This window comes from Meiothermus ruber DSM 1279, assembly GCF_000024425.1.
In the GTDB taxonomy this organism is placed as follows: domain Bacteria; phylum Deinococcota; class Deinococci; order Deinococcales; family Thermaceae; genus Meiothermus; species Meiothermus ruber.
On the sequence record NC_013946.1, the window covers coordinates 1559524 to 1578650 of the forward strand.

Annotated in this window: 19 protein-coding genes and 2 tRNA genes; 15 read left to right on the forward strand and 6 right to left on the reverse strand. The window is 62.0% G+C overall.

What is annotated here, in order from left to right; all coding sequences use genetic code 11:
- Positions 1-17 precede the first annotated feature (17 nt).
- Together MRUB_RS07740 and MRUB_RS07745 are read right to left on the reverse strand one after the other, a co-directional pair.
- On the reverse strand, positions 18-2357 hold the full coding sequence (locus MRUB_RS07740; RefSeq protein WP_244403967.1) for a xanthine dehydrogenase family protein molybdopterin-binding subunit: 2340 nt from the start codon (positions 2355-2357) through the stop codon (positions 18-20).
- Between the two features lie 105 nt (positions 2358-2462).
- Entirely contained in the window at positions 2463-2963 is a 501-nt protein-coding gene (locus MRUB_RS07745) for a (2Fe-2S)-binding protein (RefSeq protein ID WP_013013791.1), read from the reverse strand.
- Positions 2964-3378: 415 nt separating this feature from the next.
- On the opposite strand from MRUB_RS07745, the gene MRUB_RS07750 reads away from it, so the two are divergent.
- The 6 genes from MRUB_RS07750 (at position 3379) to MRUB_RS07775 (ending at position 6560) form a co-directional block, all read left to right on the forward strand.
- Complete coding sequence (locus MRUB_RS07750) at positions 3379-4476, forward strand: XdhC family protein (protein ID WP_013013792.1); 1098 nt, start codon at positions 3379-3381, stop codon at positions 4474-4476.
- A 63-nt stretch (positions 4477-4539) separates the two neighbouring features.
- Positions 4540-4616: transfer RNA gene (locus MRUB_RS07755), tRNA-Met, on the forward strand.
- A gap of 1 nt (position 4617) precedes the next feature.
- A tRNA-Met gene (locus MRUB_RS07760) sits at positions 4618-4694 on the forward strand.
- 155 nt (positions 4695-4849) lie between these two features.
- Positions 4850-5464: a class II aldolase/adducin family protein gene (locus MRUB_RS07765; protein ID WP_013013793.1), complete on the forward strand. Its 615-nt coding sequence runs from the start codon at positions 4850-4852 to the stop codon at positions 5462-5464.
- Between the two features lie 11 nt (positions 5465-5475).
- Positions 5476-5694 carry a hypothetical protein gene (locus tag MRUB_RS07770; RefSeq protein ID WP_013013794.1) on the forward strand — a complete coding sequence of 73 codons (219 nt, stop codon included), beginning with the start codon at positions 5476-5478 and terminating at the stop codon, positions 5692-5694.
- Positions 5695-5702: 8 nt separating this feature from the next.
- Positions 5703-6560, forward strand: a complete 858-nt coding sequence (locus MRUB_RS07775) for an alpha/beta fold hydrolase (RefSeq protein ID WP_013013795.1) — start codon at positions 5703-5705, stop codon at positions 6558-6560.
- Positions 6561-6763: 203 nt separating this feature from the next.
- On the opposite strand, the gene lpdA is transcribed toward MRUB_RS07775, so the two are convergent.
- The 4 genes from lpdA to MRUB_RS07795 form a co-directional block, all read right to left on the reverse strand.
- On the reverse strand, positions 6764-8146 hold the full coding sequence (lpdA, locus tag MRUB_RS07780; protein WP_013013796.1) for a dihydrolipoyl dehydrogenase: 1383 nt from the start codon (positions 8144-8146) through the stop codon (positions 6764-6766).
- A gap of 16 nt (positions 8147-8162) precedes the next feature.
- Complete coding sequence (gene odhB / locus MRUB_RS07785) at positions 8163-9350, reverse strand: 2-oxoglutarate dehydrogenase complex dihydrolipoyllysine-residue succinyltransferase (protein ID WP_013013797.1); 1188 nt, start codon at positions 9348-9350, stop codon at positions 8163-8165.
- 44 nt (positions 9351-9394) lie between these two features.
- A complete protein-coding gene (locus MRUB_RS07790; RefSeq protein WP_013013798.1) occupies positions 9395-12100 on the reverse strand; it encodes a 2-oxoglutarate dehydrogenase E1 component in 2706 nt (901 codons plus the stop codon).
- Positions 12101-12173: 73 nt separating this feature from the next.
- Positions 12174-12458 carry a 4a-hydroxytetrahydrobiopterin dehydratase gene (locus MRUB_RS07795; RefSeq protein ID WP_013013799.1) on the reverse strand — a complete coding sequence of 95 codons (285 nt, stop codon included), beginning with the start codon at positions 12456-12458 and terminating at the stop codon, positions 12174-12176.
- 209 nt (positions 12459-12667) lie between these two features.
- Here MRUB_RS07795 and rplM point away from each other — a divergent pair, with 209 nt between their 5' ends.
- The 9 genes from rplM (at position 12668) to accC (ending at position 19082) form a co-directional block, all read left to right on the forward strand.
- On the forward strand, positions 12668-13108 hold the full coding sequence (rplM, locus tag MRUB_RS07800; RefSeq protein WP_013013800.1) for a 50S ribosomal protein L13: 441 nt from the start codon (positions 12668-12670) through the stop codon (positions 13106-13108).
- Positions 13108-13494 (forward strand): 30S ribosomal protein S9, encoded by a 387-nt coding sequence (gene rpsI, locus MRUB_RS07805; RefSeq protein WP_013013801.1) that lies wholly within the window; start codon positions 13108-13110, stop codon positions 13492-13494. Before rplM ends, rpsI begins: the two co-directional genes overlap by 1 nt.
- Before the next feature lie 56 nt (positions 13495-13550).
- A complete protein-coding gene (locus tag MRUB_RS07810) occupies positions 13551-14021 on the forward strand; it encodes a DinB family protein (RefSeq protein WP_013013802.1) in 471 nt (156 codons plus the stop codon).
- A 48-nt stretch (positions 14022-14069) separates the two neighbouring features.
- Entirely contained in the window at positions 14070-14738 is a 669-nt protein-coding gene (locus tag MRUB_RS07815) for a winged helix-turn-helix domain-containing protein (protein ID WP_013013803.1), read from the forward strand.
- Between the two features lie 7 nt (positions 14739-14745).
- Positions 14746-15705, forward strand: coding sequence for a sensor histidine kinase (locus MRUB_RS07820; protein ID WP_013013804.1), 960 nt, complete (start codon positions 14746-14748; stop codon positions 15703-15705).
- Positions 15706-15727: 22 nt separating this feature from the next.
- Positions 15728-16390 (forward strand): phosphate signaling complex protein PhoU, encoded by a 663-nt coding sequence (gene phoU, locus MRUB_RS07825; protein WP_013013805.1) that lies wholly within the window; start codon positions 15728-15730, stop codon positions 16388-16390.
- A gap of 100 nt (positions 16391-16490) precedes the next feature.
- The gene (gene efp, locus MRUB_RS07830) at positions 16491-17045 is read left to right on the forward strand and encodes an elongation factor P (RefSeq protein ID WP_013013806.1); all 555 of its coding nucleotides are present in this window, start codon (positions 16491-16493) and stop codon (positions 17043-17045) included.
- Positions 17046-17218: 173 nt separating this feature from the next.
- Positions 17219-17716 (forward strand): acetyl-CoA carboxylase biotin carboxyl carrier protein, encoded by a 498-nt coding sequence (gene accB, locus MRUB_RS07835; protein WP_013013807.1) that lies wholly within the window; start codon positions 17219-17221, stop codon positions 17714-17716.
- Positions 17717-17738: 22 nt separating this feature from the next.
- Complete coding sequence (accC, locus tag MRUB_RS07840; RefSeq protein ID WP_013013808.1) at positions 17739-19082, forward strand: acetyl-CoA carboxylase biotin carboxylase subunit; 1344 nt, start codon at positions 17739-17741, stop codon at positions 19080-19082.
- The last annotated feature ends 45 nt before the right edge of the window (positions 19083-19127 follow it).

The window sequence follows — 19127 nt, forward strand, 5'->3', positions numbered from 1 at the left end:
CCTCCGCGGGGTTGCGGCTAATCGGCAGCCTGGGCCAGGCGGCTGTGCTGGATGGCCCGCCAGACCTTTTCTGGGGTGTAGGGCATATCGAGGTGCACGATACCGAAGGGCCGCAGGGCGTCCATTACGGCGTTGGCGATGGCTGCGGTAGAGGCGATGGTGCCGGCCTCGCCGATGCCCTTGACGCCCAGGGGGTTATGCGGGCAGGGGGTCACGGTGTGGTCGTGCTCGATCTGCACCAGGTCGTCGGCGCGGGGTAGGGTGTACTCGAGGAAGTTGCCCGAGAGAATCTGGCCTTCCGGGTCGTAGACGGCTTCCTCCAGGAGGGCCTGCCCCAGGCCCTGGGCGATGCCGCCGTGCACCTGCCCTTCGGCGATCAGCGGGTTGATCACCGGGCCGCAGTCGTCCACCGAGAGGTAGCGCAGCAGCTTGACCTTGCCGGTCTCGGGGTCGACCTCCACCACCGCGACGTGGGTACCAAAGGGGTAGACGAAGTTTTTGGGGTCGTAGAAGTGGGTGGCCTCGAGGCCGGGCTCGAGGTCGGCGGGGTAGTTGTGGGCCAGGTGGGCTTGCAGGGCGATCTCGAAGAAGGTCTTGGCCTTGTCGGGCACCCCTTTGACCATAAACTTGCCGTCCTCGTGGACGATGTCCTCGGGGGCGGCTTCCAGCAGGTGGGCAGCGATTTTCTTGGCCTTGTCGATAATCTTCCGGGTGGCCAGCACGATGGCCGAGAGGCCGGTGGGCGCCGAGCGTGAGCCGTAGGAGCCCCAGCCGTAGGGCATCCGCCCGGTGTCGCCGTGCACCAGCACCACGTCCTCCACCGGAATTTGCAGCTCATCGGCCACCACCTGGGCGAAGGCCGTCTCGTGGCCCTGGCCGTGGCTATGGGTGCCGGTGAAAACCTCCACCTTGCCGGTCGGCATCACCCGCACCAGCGCGCTTTCCCACTGCCCGGCCTGGGCGCCCAGGCTACCCACCAGGGCCGAAGGGGCCAGCCCGCAGGCCTCGATATAGGTCACCACCCCAATCCCCATGTACCGGCCCTGCTTGCGCCACTCTTCCTGTTGCTGGCGCAGTTGCTTGTAGCCCACCAGCTCCAGGGCCTTGTCCAGATTGGCCTCGTAGTTGCCGGAGTCGTACTGCAAGGCCACTGGGGTTTGGTAGGGGAAGGCATCGGGGGGAATCAGGTTCTTGCGGCGGAACTCCACCGGATCCATCCCCAGCTCGTGGGCCATCACATCCACCAGGCGCTCGAGCAGATACGTGGCCTCGGGCCGCCCGGCACCCCGGTAAGCGTCCACCGGCGTGGTGTGGGTGAAGGGGGCGGTCACGTGGCAGTAGATGTGGGGGGTGGTGTAGGTGCCGGCCAGCAAGCAGCCGTACAGGTAGGTGGGCACCGCTGGGGCAAAAGTGGTCAGGTAGGCCCCCAGGTTGGCGATGGTGTCCACCCGCACGGCGGTAATCTTGCCGTTCTGGTCTACCGCCATCTCGGCCACGGTCTCGTGGTCACGCCCATGAGAGTCGGTCACGAAGCTCTCTGAGCGGCGGGCTGTCCACTTGACCGGGCGGCCCAGCTTTTTGGCCGCGTACAGCACAATTATCTCTTCGGGGTACTGGTAAATCTTGCTGCCAAAGCCCCCGCCCACATCCGGGGCAATCACCCGCAGCTTGTGTTCGGGGATACCCATAATAAAGGCCGCGATCAACAGGCGGTGGATGTGGGGGTTCTGGCTGGTGGTCCAGAGGGTGTACTCGTCGCTGGCCTTATGGTACTGGGCCAGCGAGGCCCGCGGCTCCATGGCGTTGGGCACCAGGCGGTTGTTGCGCAGCTTGAGCTTGACGGTTTTGTAGGCGCTGGCGAAGGCTTTGTCTACCGCTTCCTTGTCGCCAATGCTCCAGGTGAAGCAGACGTTATCGGGCACGTCGTCATGGACGGCAGGTGCGCCGGGTTTGAGCGCCTCACTGCCCAGCGAAACCGCCGGCAGCGGCTCGTAGTCTACCTCCACCAGTTGGGCGGCGTCCTCAGCGATCTGGCGGGTCTCGGCGATGACCGCGGCCACGATATCGCCCACATGCCGGGCTTTATCAAAGGTGATGGCGTAATGGGGCGGGGTTTTAATGCCGGGGTGCAGCCAGCCGGTGGGAATGCTGTTAATACCCGCGTCCTTCATCTCCTGACCGGTAATCACCGCCAGCACCCCAGGGTGGGAACGAGCCTTGGAGACATCAATTTTCTTGATCCGGGCGTGGGCGTACGGCGAACGAACCATGGCCGCGTGCACCATGCCGGGCAGGGTCATGTCGTCGGTGTAATTGCCGGTACCGGTAATGAAACGGGGATCCTCGACCCGTTTCATCGCCTTACCAAAGAGTTTTTCGGCCATTGCTTTCTCCCTTCGGAATGAGGGCCCGGTGCTCGAGCGTTGCGGGAAGCCAGGCCCAGCCGATTGCGTCGGGTTCTTTTAGTCGTCCGCTGCTGCGCCAACCTTACCGGCCATTTTGTTGGCGGCGTATTGTACGGCCCGCACGATGTTGTGGTAGCCGGTGCAGCGGCACAGGTTGCCCTCGAGGGCGTGGCGGATCTCCTCTTCGCTGGGCTGTGGGTTTCTGTTGAGCAGGTCGGCGGCCGCCATAATCATGCCAGGGGTGCAGAAGCCGCACTGCAACCCGTGCATCTCCCAGAAGCCTTCCTGCACCGGGTGCAGGCTGTCCACGCTCCCCAAGCCTTCGATGGTGGTAATGCTGCTGCCGTCAGCCTGTACAGCGAACAGCGTGCACGACTTCACGGCCTGGCCGTCGAGGTGCACCGTGCAGGCCCCGCACTGGCTGGTATCGCAGCCCACATGCGTGCCGGTGAGCCCCAGGGTCTCGCGTAGATAATGCACCAACAAAAGCCTCGGCTCGACCTCGCTGTGGTGTTCGACGCCGTTGACCACGACCTTGATCTGAACTTTCTCTGCCATGCTTCCTCCTAGGAAAACGAATGGGTCGATTCGAAACGGAGTGCCTTGGGTCTAGAGGGATGGTGGGCCTTCATCACCGCCTTGAAAGCCCGGTAGACCGCCGATGACCGCATGGCTGGGCACCAGCCTGCATGCGCCCTTGTCTTCACCTGGGGGCCAGGTTCTGGGGTAAATCCATGGGGTGAAGAGAAGCTTGAGCAATGCAGCACCTCGAGGCCAGCGCTATCAAAAACCAATCCAGGTACGCCAAACTGAGCAACTGGGCACACCTGTAACTGAAAACTTTGCACCCTAACTATATAACCTCGGAGATGAGAGTAGCAAGAAGTCGCGCGATTTGCCGATAGCAGGAAATTGGGCGAATGTGTGCTGCTAACAAAGTGCGCGGGGGTGGTTGGGTGTAGTTTAGGAGTATATGTCCAACGAAGCGCCCTTGCTGTTAGCCGCCCTCGAGGCCGCCTGGGCCGAGGGCAAAGAGACCGCGCTGGCCACGGTGGTGCGGGTGATTGGCTCAGCCTACCGCCGCGAAGGGGCCAAGATGCTGGTGCGCGAGGATGGCGGCTCGGCCTGCATGATCTCCGGGGGTTGCCTGGAGCAAGAGATGATCGAAATTGCCATGCAGATCCTGGCCCGGGGCCGCCCTGAGCGCACCATTTTCGACTACAACGAAGAAAAAACCTGGTGGCCCGGCTGTGGTGGCACGGTGGAGGTCTGGGTGGAGCCGGTCGAGCCCCAGGGCATGCTGCACCGCTGGTTGCAGGAGGCCAGGGACTCGGAGCCTTCGGTGCTGGCTACGGTGCTGGCGGGTGGGGAAGGGCGGGTCTGGCTCAGGCCCAACGGGGCCCTCGAGGGCCAGATTACACCCCCCGAACTGCATGACCAGGTGGTTCGAATCGCCCGCCAGATGCAGGGCGGCACCTCCCGTCCTACCACCCGCTACGTGCAGGAGGCTGAGGTGTTCTTCGACGTGAGCAGCCCCATCCCCGAGCTGGTTTTGTTTGGAGCCGGCCACGACGCAAAGCCCATGGCTAACCAGGCCCTGGTGCTGGGCTTCAAGGTGACGGTGGTGGATGCCCGGCCCGAGTTGTTGCAGGGTTTTGAGGGTTGCCAGACCATTCAGGCCGCACACGACGAATACGCCCAGAAACTCAGCCTGACCCCCCGCCAGCACGTGATCATCATGAACCACCACCTCGACATCGACCGCCAGGCCCTGCGTTTTGCGCTGGAGTCCCCGGCGCGGTATGTGGGTATGCTGGGCCCGCGCAACCGGCTGGAAAAAATCCTGGATGCCCTCAAAAACGAAGGCTTTGTGCCCAACCCGGAACAGCTAGCCCGCCTGCGCAACCCTATCGGGCTCGACATCGGGGCCGAAAGCCCGGAGGAGATCGCGGTGGCAGCCCTGGCCGAGATTGTGGCCCTGCAAAGGGGTTTCCAGGGCGGCTTCTTGAACGACAAGAAAGCTGGGATTCACGAAGCGGCCGCGGCGCGGCTGCTTACCGGAGCGCCTTGACGGTAGAGGGTTTCCCGCCTAAGATTGAGTTTGCGGCTTGGGGACGACCCCCCATCCGAACGGCGCAGGGTGGAGCAGTCTGGTAGCTCGTCGGGCTCATAACCCGAAGGTCACAGGTTCAAATCCTGTCCCTGCAACCATGGCTATGTAGCTCAGCTGGTTAGAGCACACGACTCATAATCGTGGTGTCGGCGGTTCAAGTCCGCCCATAGCCACCAGTCCAGGACGCAAAAAACCCGAGGGCGCGAATCCTCGGGTTTGCGTTTTGACCCCAATAAAAATCAGGCTGTGTTTTTCCCCAAGGGATTGTTTCCGGGTGGGTTTGGACTGGCCCGGTTTTGGTATTAGACTGACCGGGTATGTGTGGCTGCCTATGAGAGCCAGACTCTATCTAACCTTCCAGCAAATAGGTGCCGATTTATTCGCGGCGGGGCTGGCCTCGGCCACCTCGGGGAACTACTCAGCGCGTGAGCGCGATGGGTTCTGGATTACCCGATCGGGCGTCCAGAAAGCCCACCTGACCCCGGAAGACTTAATCTTCTTACCCTTGGAACCCGACCCCCTGCGGGACCAGGGGGCCTCGGTGGAGCGGGTGATTCACCGCGCCATCTATAGGCAAACCGATGCCACCGCGGTGGTGCATGCGCACCCCCGCCACGCCATAGCGCTTTCGTTCCACCTTCAGGTCATTGAGCCGATTGACCTCGAGGGCCGCTACTACTTCGAACACATCCCGGTGGTAGCCCCCGCAACCCTTTCGGGCACCCAGGAGGCCGCCGAGGCGGTAGCCCAGGCGCTGCAAGAAAACCCCGCCTGCGTAGTCCGGGGCCATGGGGCTTTTGTAAAGAGCAGCCTGGAAGTGCCAGAACAGGCCCTTCTGCAGGCCTACTCGCTGATGACGAGCCTCGAGGAAGCCTGCGAAGTGCTGTTCTTAGAGCGCTTGTGGCGGGGCTTTTCCGGGGATGGTTTAGGCGAGGCTTCGGAGTAGACTGAACCTTGATGAAGGTGCTTTTTGTGGAAGGCAGGAACCCTGAACCCCTGCGCCGGCTGGCCCGACAGCACCCCTACCCCTACCGGCTGCTTTACCGGGCCGAACAGGGGCTGTACCTGCTGGAGGTCTGGGCTTATGGCCCTGAGCTGGAGGCCAGGGCGGTGGGGCTCGAGGGCTTTCGGAGCTGGAGCTTTGAGCTGATGGAAGAGGGGCAGCGGCACCCTTAAGGAACCCTATGCGCGAAGAAATTGATCTGATTGCTGTGGATGATGGGGTAGAGGTTTACCTCGAGGACACCGGCCCGCTCGAGGCCCCGGCGATTGTGGTGCTGCACGGCGGGCCGGGGAGTAGCAGCTATATCTTGCGGGAGGGTCTGGAGGAGTACCTCGAGGGTTTCCGGGTGATCTACTTCGACCAGCGGGGCGGCGGGCGCAGCCCGGCCCTGCCCGAGGAGCCGGGTCTTTTTACCATTGATGCCCTGGTAAGCGACCTTTTCCACCTGCGGGATCACCTGGGTCTGAACACCTGGACGCTGCTGGCACACGGCTTTGGGGCGGTGCCGGCCCTGGAATATGCCCGGCGTTCACCCGCTACCACCGAGCGGTTGGTGCTCATCAACCCCTGGACCAACTTCCCCTGGCTGGCCCGTCAGCTATACCGGGCCTCGCTGGCGCTGCGGGGTGTGGATGAAGACGTGGAACTGCCCGAGGACGGCACCCGTCTTTTGCAGGAGGCGTTTGCAACCGTCGAGCCCAAGGCTGCTTTCGACCGGCTGCTCTTTCCCAGCCAGCACAGCCGCATGGAGTACGAGTGGCTGGCCGAGGGCTCAACTGTTGTAGGTGCCGATACGCCGGGGCGGATGTTTGTGCTCAACGGCCTCTGGCGGCTGGACTATACCCCTTACGTGCTCGAGGTTCGCTCGGCCACTTCGGTGCTGGTTGGTACCCTGGATGCCAGCAGCTACCCCGAAGCCCAGACTGTCGCCGACCTGGTGGGGGGCCGGCTCGAGCTTCTGGAAGGGGCCGGCCACTACCCCTGGATTGACCAACCCTACGCCTTTGAGGAGGCCCTGCAGAGCGCCCTTTCAGGGTGATTCTGAGCCAAAAAAGAACACACCCCTTGTCTTTCAAGGGGTGTGTCGGGCTGCTTCCTCACAAATCGTACCCTTTCCGCTTGAATCCTTCAGCTTTGGATGCAGTCAGAGGTGAAGGATTCAAGCCGACCGAAGGGAGTAGAAAAGCATTTCGGTAGTATCGCTTAGACTTGTCAAAGCGAACGATACTACCGAAATGCGTATCAGATGTGCAGCGGCTTGTCCCAGGTGGCCAGCGCAGCTTCCTTGAGCACTTCAGCCAGGGTGGGGTGGGCGTGGGAGGCGCGGGCCAGATCCTCCGAAGAGGCGTGGAAGGCTATGGCTACGGCTGCCTCGGCTATCAGGTCACCCGCTCGAGGCCCGATGATGTGCACCCCCAGGATGCGGTCGGTCTCGGCGTGTGCCAGAATTTTGGCGAAGCCGTCGGTATCGTTCATGGCTCGAGCCCGGCCGTTGGCTGAGAACGGGAAGGAGCCTTTTTTGTAGGGAATGCCCGCCGATTTGAGCTCCTCCTCGGTTTTGCCCACCGAGGCGATCTCGGGGTGGGTGTAGACCACGTTGGGTATGGCGTTGTAATCGACGTGCCCATAGCCCGTCACCATATACTCCACCGCAGCGTAACCTTCCTCCTCGGCTTTGTGGGCCAGCATGGGGCCGGCGATCACGTCGCCAATGGCAAAAATATTTGGTACCGCGGTTTGGTAATGGGCGTTGACGGGAATCCGGCCCCGCTCGTCGGTGCGGAGGCCTACGTTTTCCAGGCCCAGCCCATCGGTGTTGGGGATGCGCCCGGTAGCCAGCAGAACCCGGTCAGCTACCAACGGCTCGCCGCCTTCGTACTCCACAACGCCCTTTCCATCCCTGGCATAGGCCGCAGTCACCCGCACCCCGGTGCGGATGTCCAGGCCCTGCTTTTTGAAAATCTTTTCGGCGGCTCTGGCGACCTCGCTGTCCATGCCCCCCAGGATGTGGGGAAGGTATTCCAGCACCGTTACCTTGGCCCCCAGGCGGTTCCAGACCGAGCCAAGCTCGAGGCCGATTACCCCACCCCCGATCACCACCAGGCGCTCGGGTACGCTGGGGTAGGCGATGGCCTGATCCGAGGTGCCCACGATCTCGTAGTCGAGCTGAACCCCTTTGAGAGGGGCCACCTTGGAGCCCGTCGCAATCAGGATGCGCTCGGTCTCGAGCTCCTGCACTCCCTCGGGGCCTTCGACCCGCACCTTGTTGGGGGTGAGAATCGTGCCATGGCCCAGATAGCGCGTAACTTTGTTTTTCTTGAACAGGTACTCCACGCCCCCGGTGTTGGCCTTGACCACCTTGTCCTTGTGGGCCATCAGAGCGGCTAGATCCAGCTCGACCTGGCCGATTTTGGCTCCGATGATCTGGTTATGCTGGGCGGCGTAGATTTTTTCACTCGCGTCCAGAAGGGCTTTGGAGGGTATGCAGCCTACCCGCAGGCAGGTACCACCCAGGGCTTGCTCTTTTTCCACGCAGGCCACATCCAGACCGAGCTGGGCCGCCTTGATGGCAGCCACATACCCGCCGGGCCCCGCGCCGATAACCACAAGCTGATGTTTGGGCATATTTCCTCACCAAAGTTTAGATTTCCAGGGTTAGCCGTACGGGGTTTTCGATGAGTTCCTTGATGCGCTTGAGGAAGGTGACGGCCTCCCGCCCATCCACAATGCGGTGATCGTAGGAAAGGGCCAGGTTCATCATCGGGCGGATGACCACTGCGCCGTTTTTGGCAACCGGACGCTCGACGATGGCGTGCATGCCCAGGATGCCCACCTGGGGCGGATTGAGAATGGGCGTGGAGTTGAGCGAGCCGTAGATGCCCCCGTTGGTGATGGTGAAGGTACCGCCCATCAACTCTTCGGGTTTGATTTTCTTTTCCCGTACCCTGGCTCCAAAGTCGGCAATTACCGCCTCAATCTGGGCCATCGAGAGCCGGTCGGCATCGCGAATCACCGGTACCACCAGGCCCTCGCCCCCGCCCACGGCGATGCCGATGTCGTAGTAGCGGTGGTAAACGATATCGGTTCCGCGGATCTCGGCGTTGAGCTGCGGGATTTCCTGCAGGGCCTGCACCACCGCTTTCACAAAAAAGCTCATAAAGCCCAGCTTGAAGCCGTATTTCTTCTGGAAGGCCTCGCCGTACTCCTTGCGCAGCTCCATCACCGCGCTCATATCGGCCTCGTTGAAGGTGGTGAGCATGGCGGTATTCTGCTTGGCTGCCAGCAAACGCTCGGCAATGCGGCGGCGCAGGGGGGTCATGGGCACCACATCCTCGCGGCGTTCGCCTTTTTGTACTGGCGGGGCGGGCGGGGCGCTGGGCGTGGGTTGCGGGGTGGGGGGCGGTGTGGTTACCGCTCGCTGTACGTCTTCTTTCAAGACCCGGCCGCCCGGGCCGCTACCCGGAATGCTCGAGGCCTGCAGGCCGGCCTGTGCCGCCAGTCGCTCGGCTGCCGGCATCACCTTGCTCTCGGTGGCCGCGGCCTGGCTGGGGGCCGGGGTGCTCTGGCTGGGGGCGCCGCTCGAGGCTTCGGCGGCGCCTTCTTCCAGCAGGGCTACCACATCGCCCACCTTGGCCTGTCCACTGGGGATGAGGATTTTGGTCAGCCGCCCGGCCACCGGTGCGGGCAGCTCGAGGGTGGCTTTATCGGTAACCAGTTCCACCAGGGGCTCATCAACCTTAACCGTGTCCCCTTCCTTCTTAAGCCACTGACCAATCTCAACTTCGGTGATGGACTCGCCAACTGCAGGTATTTTCAGTTCTAAGGCCATACTATCTCCACTCAAGCTGAGCAACTTTACCTTATCTGGTTCTCCTAGAGCCCTAGGGCCGCCGAAACGATCGCCTGCTGCTCTTTATCGTGTACTTTTTTGGAGCCCACCGCCGGACTGCTGGACTCGGGTCGGGCCACCACGTGCAGCGGATGCCCAAACATGCGGTCACCGAAGCGGGCGCGGATAAACCACCAGGCCCCCATGTTGGCGGGTTCCTCCTGCACCCAGACCACCTCGGTTGACTCGGGGTAGGGGGCCAGGGCGGCCTCGAGCTCCTTATTCGGAAAGGGGTAGAGCTGCTCGAGGCGAATGATGTCCACGTCGTCTTTCTGGGCGGCCTTGCGGGCGGCCTCGAGGTCGTAGAAAACCTTGCCCGAACAGAGTATGACCCGCTTGGCTTTGCTGTTGGGCGTGCCGGCCAGTACGCGCTGGAACCGACCTTGTGCCAGTTCCTCGAGGCGGGAGACCGCATCGGGGTTGCGCAGGAGGCTCTTGGGGGTCATCACAATGAGGGGTTTGCGCCAGGGCCGCACCACCTGGCGGCGCAGCAGGTGGAAGTACTGGGCTGGGGTGGTGGGGTAGGTGACCTGCATGTTGTCGTTGGAGCAGAGCTGCAAGAAGCGCTCGAGGCGGGCGCTGCTGTGCTCGGGGCCGCCCCCCTCCATACCGTGCGGGAGCAGCATTACGATGCCCGAAAGGCGGCTCCACTTGGCCTCGGCCGAGGCGATAAACTGGTCGATAATCACCTGGGCGGTGTTGACGAAGTCGCCGTACTGGGCCTCCCAGGCCACCAGGGCCTCGGGCATATCCAGGCTGTAGCCGTACTCGAAGCCCAGCACCCCCGCTTCCGAGAGGGCCGAGTTGTACAGCTCTACCGGGGCCTGCCCTTCAGCCAGGTGATTGGCTGGGATATACCGCTCCCCGGTGATATGGTCGGTGTAACCGCCGTGGCGCTGGGTAAAGGTTCCCCGCACCACATCCTGCCCGGAGATGCGCACCCGGTGCCCCTCCACCGCCAGCGAAGCGAAGGCCAGCATCTCGGCGGCGGCCCAGTCCAGCGGACGCTTGTTCAGCCCCATCTCACGCCGGGCTTCCACAAACCGCACCAGCTTGGGGTGTAGCTGGAAACCCTCGGGCAGGCGGGTAAGCCCCTCCATCAGGGCCGCGAGCTTTTCTGCGGCCACCCCGGTCTCGGGGTCGGGAACCCCTTCCTCCGGGCCGCCCAGATAGCCTTTCCAGACCCCACCCCCGGCAGGAGGGCGGGTGGGGGTGGGCTCCCGTCGGGCCCCCGAGAAGGCGGCCTCGAGGGTGTCCTGATACTGCTTGGCCAGGGCTTCGCAGCTTTCGGGGGTGCACAGGCCTTCCTGCTCGAGCTTGGCCTGGTAGCTCAGGTACAGGGGCTTCTTGGCCGCGATGCGGCGGTACATGTCGGGCTGGGTGAAGCTTGGCTCGTCGGTTTCGTTGTGGCCGCGCTTGCGGTAACCAATCAGGTCGATGAAAACGTCCCGCTTGAACTCCTTACGGAAGTCCATGGCCAGGGCCACCACGCCCACCAGGGCCTCGGGGTCTTCGGCGTTGACGTGGAAGATGGGGGATTCCACCATCTTGGCGATCTCGGTGGAGTAACGCCCGGCGGTGTACTCGTGGGGTTCGGTGGTGAAGCCCACCTGGTTGTTCAGGATGATATGCAGCGCCCCGCCCACCGTGTAGGCGGGCAGTCCGGAGATATTGAGCGTCTCCTGCACGATGCCTTCCCCGATAAAAGCAGCATCGCCGTGCACCAGCAAAAGCATGCCTTTTTCGCGCTTGACATCCCCAAAGCGATCTTGCTTGGCGCGGGTGCGGCCCATGGCTACCGGGGCCACAAACTCCAGGTGGGAGGGGTTGAAATTGAGCGACAGATGCAGCTTGCCGTAAGGGGTCTCGATATCGTTGGAATAGCCCAGGTGGTACTTCACATCGCCGTGGTAGCCCTCGGGGAAGTGCTCTTCAAACTCCAGGAAGATATCCCGCATGGGTTTTTTGACCACGTTGGCAAGTACGTTCAGGCGGCCCCGGTGGGCCATGCCCATCACCACCTCCACCACCCCCTGCCGGGCGGCATTCTCGAGGGCGATGTCCAGAAGGGGTATCAGCGACTCGGTGCCCTCGAGGCTAAAGGTTTTGGCGCCCAGGTACTTCTTCTGCAGGAACTCCTCAAAAAGTGTGGCCTGCATCAGGCGCTGGTGGATGTTTTTTTTCTGCTCGGGGGTGGGCTTTGGAAAGCCGGAGGCCAGGCGGGCCTCAATCCAGTTGCGCACCACCGGATCGTCGAGGTGGCCGTACTCAATACCCACCGTGCCCCCGTAGCGGGCCTTGTACTGTTCCAGCACGGCTCGCAGCGTTGGGGCCCCCAGCTCGGCGGGGATGGGCCGGTCGAGGTCGGCCTCGCTCAGCCCAAAGAAGCTGGGATCGAGCTCGGGGGGTGTGCGGCGTTCCCGTCCCAGGGGGTCTATGCGGGCAATCAGATGCCCCCGCTCACGGTAGGTGCGCAGGAAACGCACAGCCCGCAAAAAAAACGAGGCCAGCTCAGCAAGCGAGGCCTCGTGGATCGGTTGTCGTTCCGCTAGGCCATTGCTGGTGGGCTCGAGCTGAACCTTCTGGAAATAACTCGCCCACTCCGCCGGAATGGAGGCCGGGTTTTTTTCGTACTCCTGGTACAGCGCCTCGAGGAAAGCCAGATTCGAACTATCGATAGACCGTTCCATACTCACGATTTCCTAGTCTACTAGGTTCTGGCCCAAAAAAACGTATCGGCTCACCGTCCAACCAGGCCACGCCTTAGGCCAGGGCGTCTACCTGCGCGGCGGCCTCGAGGTCGAGCGGCGTCACCCCCCCTGCCGAGTGCGTTACGTAGGCCACCTTAACCCGGCCCCACATGATTTCCAGGCTATCGGGGTGGTGGTTGGTTTTTTCCGCCAGCAGCGCCACCCTGACAGCAAAACTGACCCCATGGGCGTAGGAATCGAACTTATAAGTCTTTTCGATCCGACCCTGCGTGAGCTGCCATCCGGGCAGGTTTTTCAAAGCGTTTTCGATCTCTTTCTCGCCGAGCTTGGTTGCCATAAGTAAACCTCCTCTCCACTACGTTACGCCTTTTGGGCCCCTCAGAATGAGGTGGAATATGAAAAGCGCGCCCTGAGCCGCATAGATTGCAAAGCGCTAAAACGCTGTGCTATACTCCTCGCTGGTGCCTTTTTTGGGCTGGTCGCCCCGAGCCACCCAAACAAAGGCAAATCACAGTTCGCGACAGCGTTGGTAGGCGCTGGCGCAAAATGGAGACAGCAGTGTTCAAGACCTACGTGCCTGAACCCAAAGAACCCGGCTGGGTGCTCATCGATGCCGCAGGCCAGCCCATTGGTCGGGTGGCTTCAAAAATTGCTGCAATACTGCGTGGCAAGCACAAACCCGACTTCACCCCCAACATGGCCATGGGCGACTGCGTGGTGGTGATCAACGCGGATAAGGTGGTGCTGACGGGCTCCAAACCCCGAACCAAGGTCTATACCCGCTACTCCGGTTACCCCGGCGGCCTGAAGCGAACCGTGGCTGCTGTGATGCTGGCCGAAAAGCCGGTCAAGGCGGTGGAGCACGCGGTTAAGGGCATGCTCCCCAAAGGCACCCTCGGTAACATCATGTTCCGCCGCTTGAAGGTTTACGCCGGAGCCACCCACCCCCATGCGGCCCAGAAGCCCGTAAAGATGGAGGTTGAATAATGGAACAGTACTACGGAACGGGCCGCCGCAAGACCAGTGTGGCCCGGGTGTTCTTGCGCCCTGGCAGCGGTAAAGTTGAGATTAACGGCGTTCCTTTCACCGACTACTTTGGTGGTCTGGTTAAGGCCGTAACGGCCCTCGAGCCCCTGCGCCGGGCTGATGCTACCAACCGCTTCGATGCTTTCATTACCGTGCGCGGTGGTGGGAAGGCCGGCCAGGTGGATGCTATTCAGCTCGGCATCGCCCGGGCCCTGGTCAACTACAACAGCGATCTGCGGGCCAAGCTCAAGCCGGCCGGGTTGCTGTCCCGTGACCCGCGCGAGGTGGAGCGTAAGAAATACGGTAAGCACAAAGCCCGTAGGGCCCCGCAGTACAGCAAGCGCTAGTCGCTGGCATCCCAGACCCCCACCCTCGGGTGGGGTTTTTTGTATGCTGATAGACCATGGATAAAGCAGAGCTCAAGCGCATCATAGCCGCCCACGACTGGTTGTGGGCCCAGTGGTGGCCAGCCTTGCTGACCCTTTCTCCGCAGCAGGCGCGACAAGCGGTGGGCGGCTCGTTTCCCAGCCTATCAGCGACCACGGCCCATATGGTCTGGGCTGAGGCCGCCTGGCTCGAGCGGTTGCGGGGCCGCGCGCCCATGCCAGCCCCAGCCCATCCGGCCGACCTCGAGGGTTTGTATGGCCTCTGGCAACAGATAGCCGCTGAACGGCAAGACTGGCTCGAGCACGCCGACCCAGATGCCCGCATCACCTACACCTATTCGGGCGGAACTGCCACCAACACTGTGGCCGAGATTGTCCTGCACTTTATCAGCCACGCCCATTTTCACCGGGGCCAGCTAGCCAGCCAGATGAGGTTGCTGGGCCTCCAGCCCCCGTCCGTACACTTGATTGGTTTTTTTAGGCTCTAAAGGCCTCATGACATTTAGCTGACCAAATCACGGCTACACTAAATAGGGATGTCGAAACTGCTGCTGGTCGAGGACGAACCCTCTGTGCGGCTGGGGCTCCGCCTTTCACTTTCGAAGGCCGGGCATCAGGTGCTGGAAGCAGCCACGGCTGCGGAAGCCTGGGAGAAGATGCCAGCCGCCGATCTGGTCATACTGGACTGGATGCTGCCGGACGAACCCGGTTTGCGCCTGCTGGAGCGCCTGCGTCGCGATGGGCGCTATGAGCAACTACCGGTGTTGATGCTTACCGCCCGGGCCGGTGAGGAGGATCGCGTGGAGGGTCTGACCCGCGGAGCTGACGATTACCTGACAAAGCCCTTCTCCACCCCTGAGCTTATCGCGCGGGTGCAGGCCCTGCTGCGCCGGGTAGGCAAGAGCGGTCGCCTCGAGCGCGGGGCCCTGAGCCTCGACCTGGAGCGGCACCAGGCGTTTTTGGATGGTCACAGCCTCGAGCTCACCCGGCGGGAGTTTGAACTGCTGGCCTTTTTGGCGCGGCACCCAGGGCGGGTTTATACCCGCGAAGAGCTGCTCGAGCGGGTCTGGGGTCAGGAGTTTTTGGGTACGGCCCGAACGGTGGATCAGCACATTGCCCAACTGCGCGATAAACTGAGTGAAGACCCCAAGGCCCCACGTTTCCTGGAGACCCTCCGCGGGGTTGGTTACCGGTTTAGGGAGTAATGTGGTGATGGAGACCCTCTTGCAGGCGGCTTGGGAGACAGCCCGCGAGGGGGTGGTCGTTCACGCAGAAGGCCGGGTGGTTTACCTCAACCCGGTAGCGGCCCGACTGCTGGAGGTGGAGCGCGATAAGGTGCTGGGCCGCTCACTGCTGCTAGCCTTGCGGGATCACAAGCTCGAGGCGCTGTGCCGGGTGGGCGGGGAGGCCACCCTCGAGACCCGCAACCGCACCCTCTGGGTCAAGGCGGTTCCGGGCGTGCTGCTGCTCTGGGATAAAACCGACGAGCAGCAGCGGGCCGAGGTGCTCGAGGAGTCCAGCCGGGTACTGGCCCATGAGTTTCGCACCCCGGTGGCCGGGATGCTTTCGCTGCTGGAGGCGCTGCAGAATGGCCTCTCGGGGCCCGAAGCCCAGGAAGCCCTGCAGTTGCTATACCAGGAAACCCAGCGCCTGCGCCGGCTGGTCGAGGATCTCCCCCTCAACCGCCGCCCTTCGCAGAACCGAACCTTTGCCCTCGAGGAATTGCAAGGCCGCCTGGAGCGTTTTTTGGCGCCTCAGCTTGCACAAAAGTCGGCCTGGATTCGCTGGCAGATACCCCATACCGTCTGGGCCAACCCGGACGCGGTGTACCAGGCCCTGCTCAACCTGCTTGACAACGCCATCAAGTACGGGGTGGGCTCGGAAATCGTTGTGGAGAGCGGCCAGAACAACCAGGGGGTGTGGCTCGAGGTTCGCAACCGGGGCCAGCCCCTCGAGGACTTTGAACGGCTGTTCGTGGCGGGGCAACGGGGCATGCATGCGGCCAACGTGCGGGGCACCGGTCTTGGACTGGCCCTGGTGCGCCGGCTGGCCGCGGGCTGGGGCGGTACGGCCTACGGACGCGCCCTCGAGGACGGCAACGCCTTTGGCCTGACCTTTCCGATTGGAGCTGTGGCCACCCCAGACCACTCAACAACCCAGGTACCTGCGTAAACTAGACCTACGGAGAGTGCATATGCGTGAAATTCTAGACCGGGAACTCAACCAGCTCACCGAGCAGACCATCCGCATGATCTCGCTGGTGCGCGATATGACCGAGAAAAGCGCCAAGGCGCTTAGCGATCAAAATCCACACATGGCGCAGGAGATCATCTCGCAAGATGCGCAGGTGGATGCCATGGAGCTGGAGATCGAATCCAGAACCATCACCCTGATCGCCCGGCAGAGCCTGGTGGCTTCCGATCTGCGCTTTGCCTTTACCATCATCAAGGCCCTGACCGACCTCGAGCGGGCTGCCGACTACGCCGTTCACGTCGCCGAGGACGTAATTGTGCTGGCTAAGGAGCCGCCGCTCAAAAACTACATCACCCTCCCCGATATGGGGCGCCGCCTGGCCCTGATGCTGGACTTGATCTCAAAGGCGTTCGCCGAGCGGGACATCGAGGCGGCCAAAGAGGTGTTTCGCCGCGACGACGAGATTGACGCGCTGTACGAAGAGGTCTCGCGCGAGCTCCTGACCTATATGATGGAGGATCCCCGCACCATTACCAAGGCGCTGACGCTAGGCCGGGTGGCCCGTAGCTACGAGCGGCTGGGCGACCACCTCGAGAACATCTCGGAGCGCATTATCTACTGGCTTACCGGAAAGATGGAGAAAAAGCCCGAAGATATATACTAAATACTGAGACCGGAAAAAGGGGGTGGTTTCCTCACCGCCCTCATCTTTTCTTTGGCTGCTTCATCCTGTAGACTTTTGCTTTGGGTACGAGGAGGAGTAGATGATCAGCGTAACAGATCTCCGGAACGGAACCAAAGTCAAAATGGATGGGGCGTTGTGGCAGTGCATTGAGTACCAGCACCAGAAAATTGGGCGCGGCGGCGCTAAAGTGGTGGCCAAGTTCAGGAACCTCGAGACCGGGGCCACGGTCGAGCGCTCCTTCAACTCCGGTGAGAAGCTCGAGGATATCTACGTCGAGACCAAGGACCTGCAGTACCTCTACCCGGAAGGCGACGAACTGGTATTCATGGACTTGGAAACCTACGAGCAGTTCCACGTACCGCGGGGGATTTCCGAGGCCACCAAGTTCCTCAAAGAAGGAATGACCGTGCAGGGCGCCATGTACAACGGCCGTCCGCTGGATATCACCCTGCCCGCTTCGGTGGAGCTCAAGATCGTTGACACGCCCCCAGGGGTGCGCGGTGATACCGTCTCGGGTGGCACCAAGCCCGCCACCCTCGAGACCGGGGCCGTGGTACAGGTGCCGCTGTTTGTCGAGGCCGGGGAGGTCATCCGGGTGGATACCCGCAGCGGGGAATACCTAGGCCGGGCCTGAACCTTGAGGGCTTGCTTCTGACACTTGCCTTGCGGCAAGTGTTTTTTGTTGGAGGCGGCGATCCAGCGCGCATGCGGGGGCCAGGCCATCCGGGGTCAAACCGACCCCGTGGCTTTATACTTCTATAGGCTACTTAGGAAGCTAGTCAGGTTAGTGCTGTTTCGGAGGCAGTCATGAATGCAAAGGAACTAAAGTCTATCCTCCAAGCCTTGCAAGAACACGAGGTGGCCGAGCTGACCCTCGAGACCCCCGATTACAAACTAACAGTCAAGCGAGGTGGGGAGGTGCAGTATGTGGCCGCGCCCGCCCCAGTGGTTATCCAGCCTCAAGCGGTGCCGGCCTCGAGCCCATCACCAGTCCAGACCCAGGCCGAAACCCCTGCCCCAGCGCCCACGCCCAAGCCCGAGGTGCCCAAGGAGGACACCAGCCGATACGTCGAGGTAAAAGCTCCCATCGTCGGTACTTTCTATCGCGCACCCTCTCCCGAGGCCGAGCCTTTTGTCAAGGAGGGCGATCTGGTCAAGAAGGGACAGGTCTTGTGCATTATCGAGGCCATGAAGCTCATGAACGAGATAGAGAGCGAAGTGTCCGGTGTGGTGCGCAAAATCCTGGTTTCCAATGGTGAGCCCATCGAGTACGGCCAGGTTCTTTTCCTGATCGAACCGGCCTGAGCAGTCACGAATAGAAGGTGCTATGTTCAAGAAAATAATGGTGGCTAACCGAGGTGAGATTGCTCTACGGGTCTTGCGGGCAGCCAGGGAGCTAGGGGTTAAGGTGGTGGTGGCCCACAGCGAGGCCGACAGCCAGTCCCTGCCGGTTTTGCTGGCGGACGAGGCCATCTGCATCGGCCCTCCGCCCTCCGCCCAGAGCTACCTCAACATTCCAAACCTCCTGTCTGCGGCCATCATCTCCGGCGCCGAGGCCATCCACCCGGGGTATGGTTTTCTGGCCGAAAATCCCCAGTTTGCCGAGATGTGCCGCGACCACGGCATCGTTTTTATAGGCCCGACCCCCGAGTCCATGCACAGCCTGGGCTCTAAAGCTGGCGGCCGGGAAATTGCGGCGAAGTCCAATGTGCCCACCGTACCCGGCACGGGGGTGTTGCGTTCGGTGGAGGAGGCCCTCGAGGCCGCCGAGCAGATCGGCTATCCGGTGCTGCTTAAAGCCAGCGCAGGGGGCGGGGGCCGGGGCCAGAAGGTGGTGCGCTCCTCCGAGGAGATGAAAACGGCTTTCGCCCAGGCCCAGGTCGAGGCCCAGAACTACTTTTCCGACCCATCGCTGATCCTGGAGAAGTACATCGAACTCTTCCGCCACGTTGAGGTGCAGGTGCTGGGGGATGGTAAGGGCCATGTGGTGCACATCGGTGAGCGGGACTGTTCCATCCAGCGCCGCAACCAGAAGCTCATCGAAGAGGCCCCGAGCCGTCTGGAGGAGCCTTTGCGTCAGGAAATTCTGGCTGCAGGGGTGCGCTTAGCCAAATACGTCAACTACCAGGGGGCAGGCACCCTCGAGTTCATCGTAGACCCGGATGGCAACTTCTACTTTATGGAGATGAACACCCGCATCCAGGTTGAGCACTGCGTTTCAGAGATGATCTCGGGCCTGGATCTGGTCAAGTGGCAGATCAAAATCGCTGCGGGGGAGCCGTTCACCCTGCAACAAGACGAGATCAAACTGCAGGGCCACGCTATCGAGTGCCGCATTAATGCCGAGGATTACGAAAAAGACTTCCGTCCGAGCATCGGTAAGATCGAGACGCTGCACTTCCCAGGTGGCCCGGGCGTGCGGGTGGACTCGCACCTATACGCTGGTTACACCATCCCGCCCAACTACGACTCCCTGGTAGCCAAGATCATTGTGCACGGCGAAAACCGCGAAGAGGCGATTGCCCGTATGCGGCGGGCCCTGGCCGAAACGGTCATCGAGGGGCCGGGGGTCAAGACCACCGTGCCCTTCCACCTCAAGGTCATGGACAACGCTTTTTATAAGCGGGGGGTGGTTTACACCAATTTTGTCAGCACCCGGATGTCGGACTAGGGTGCTGAACTTCAGCCCAGGCACTGGGATTGCGCATAAAAAAAG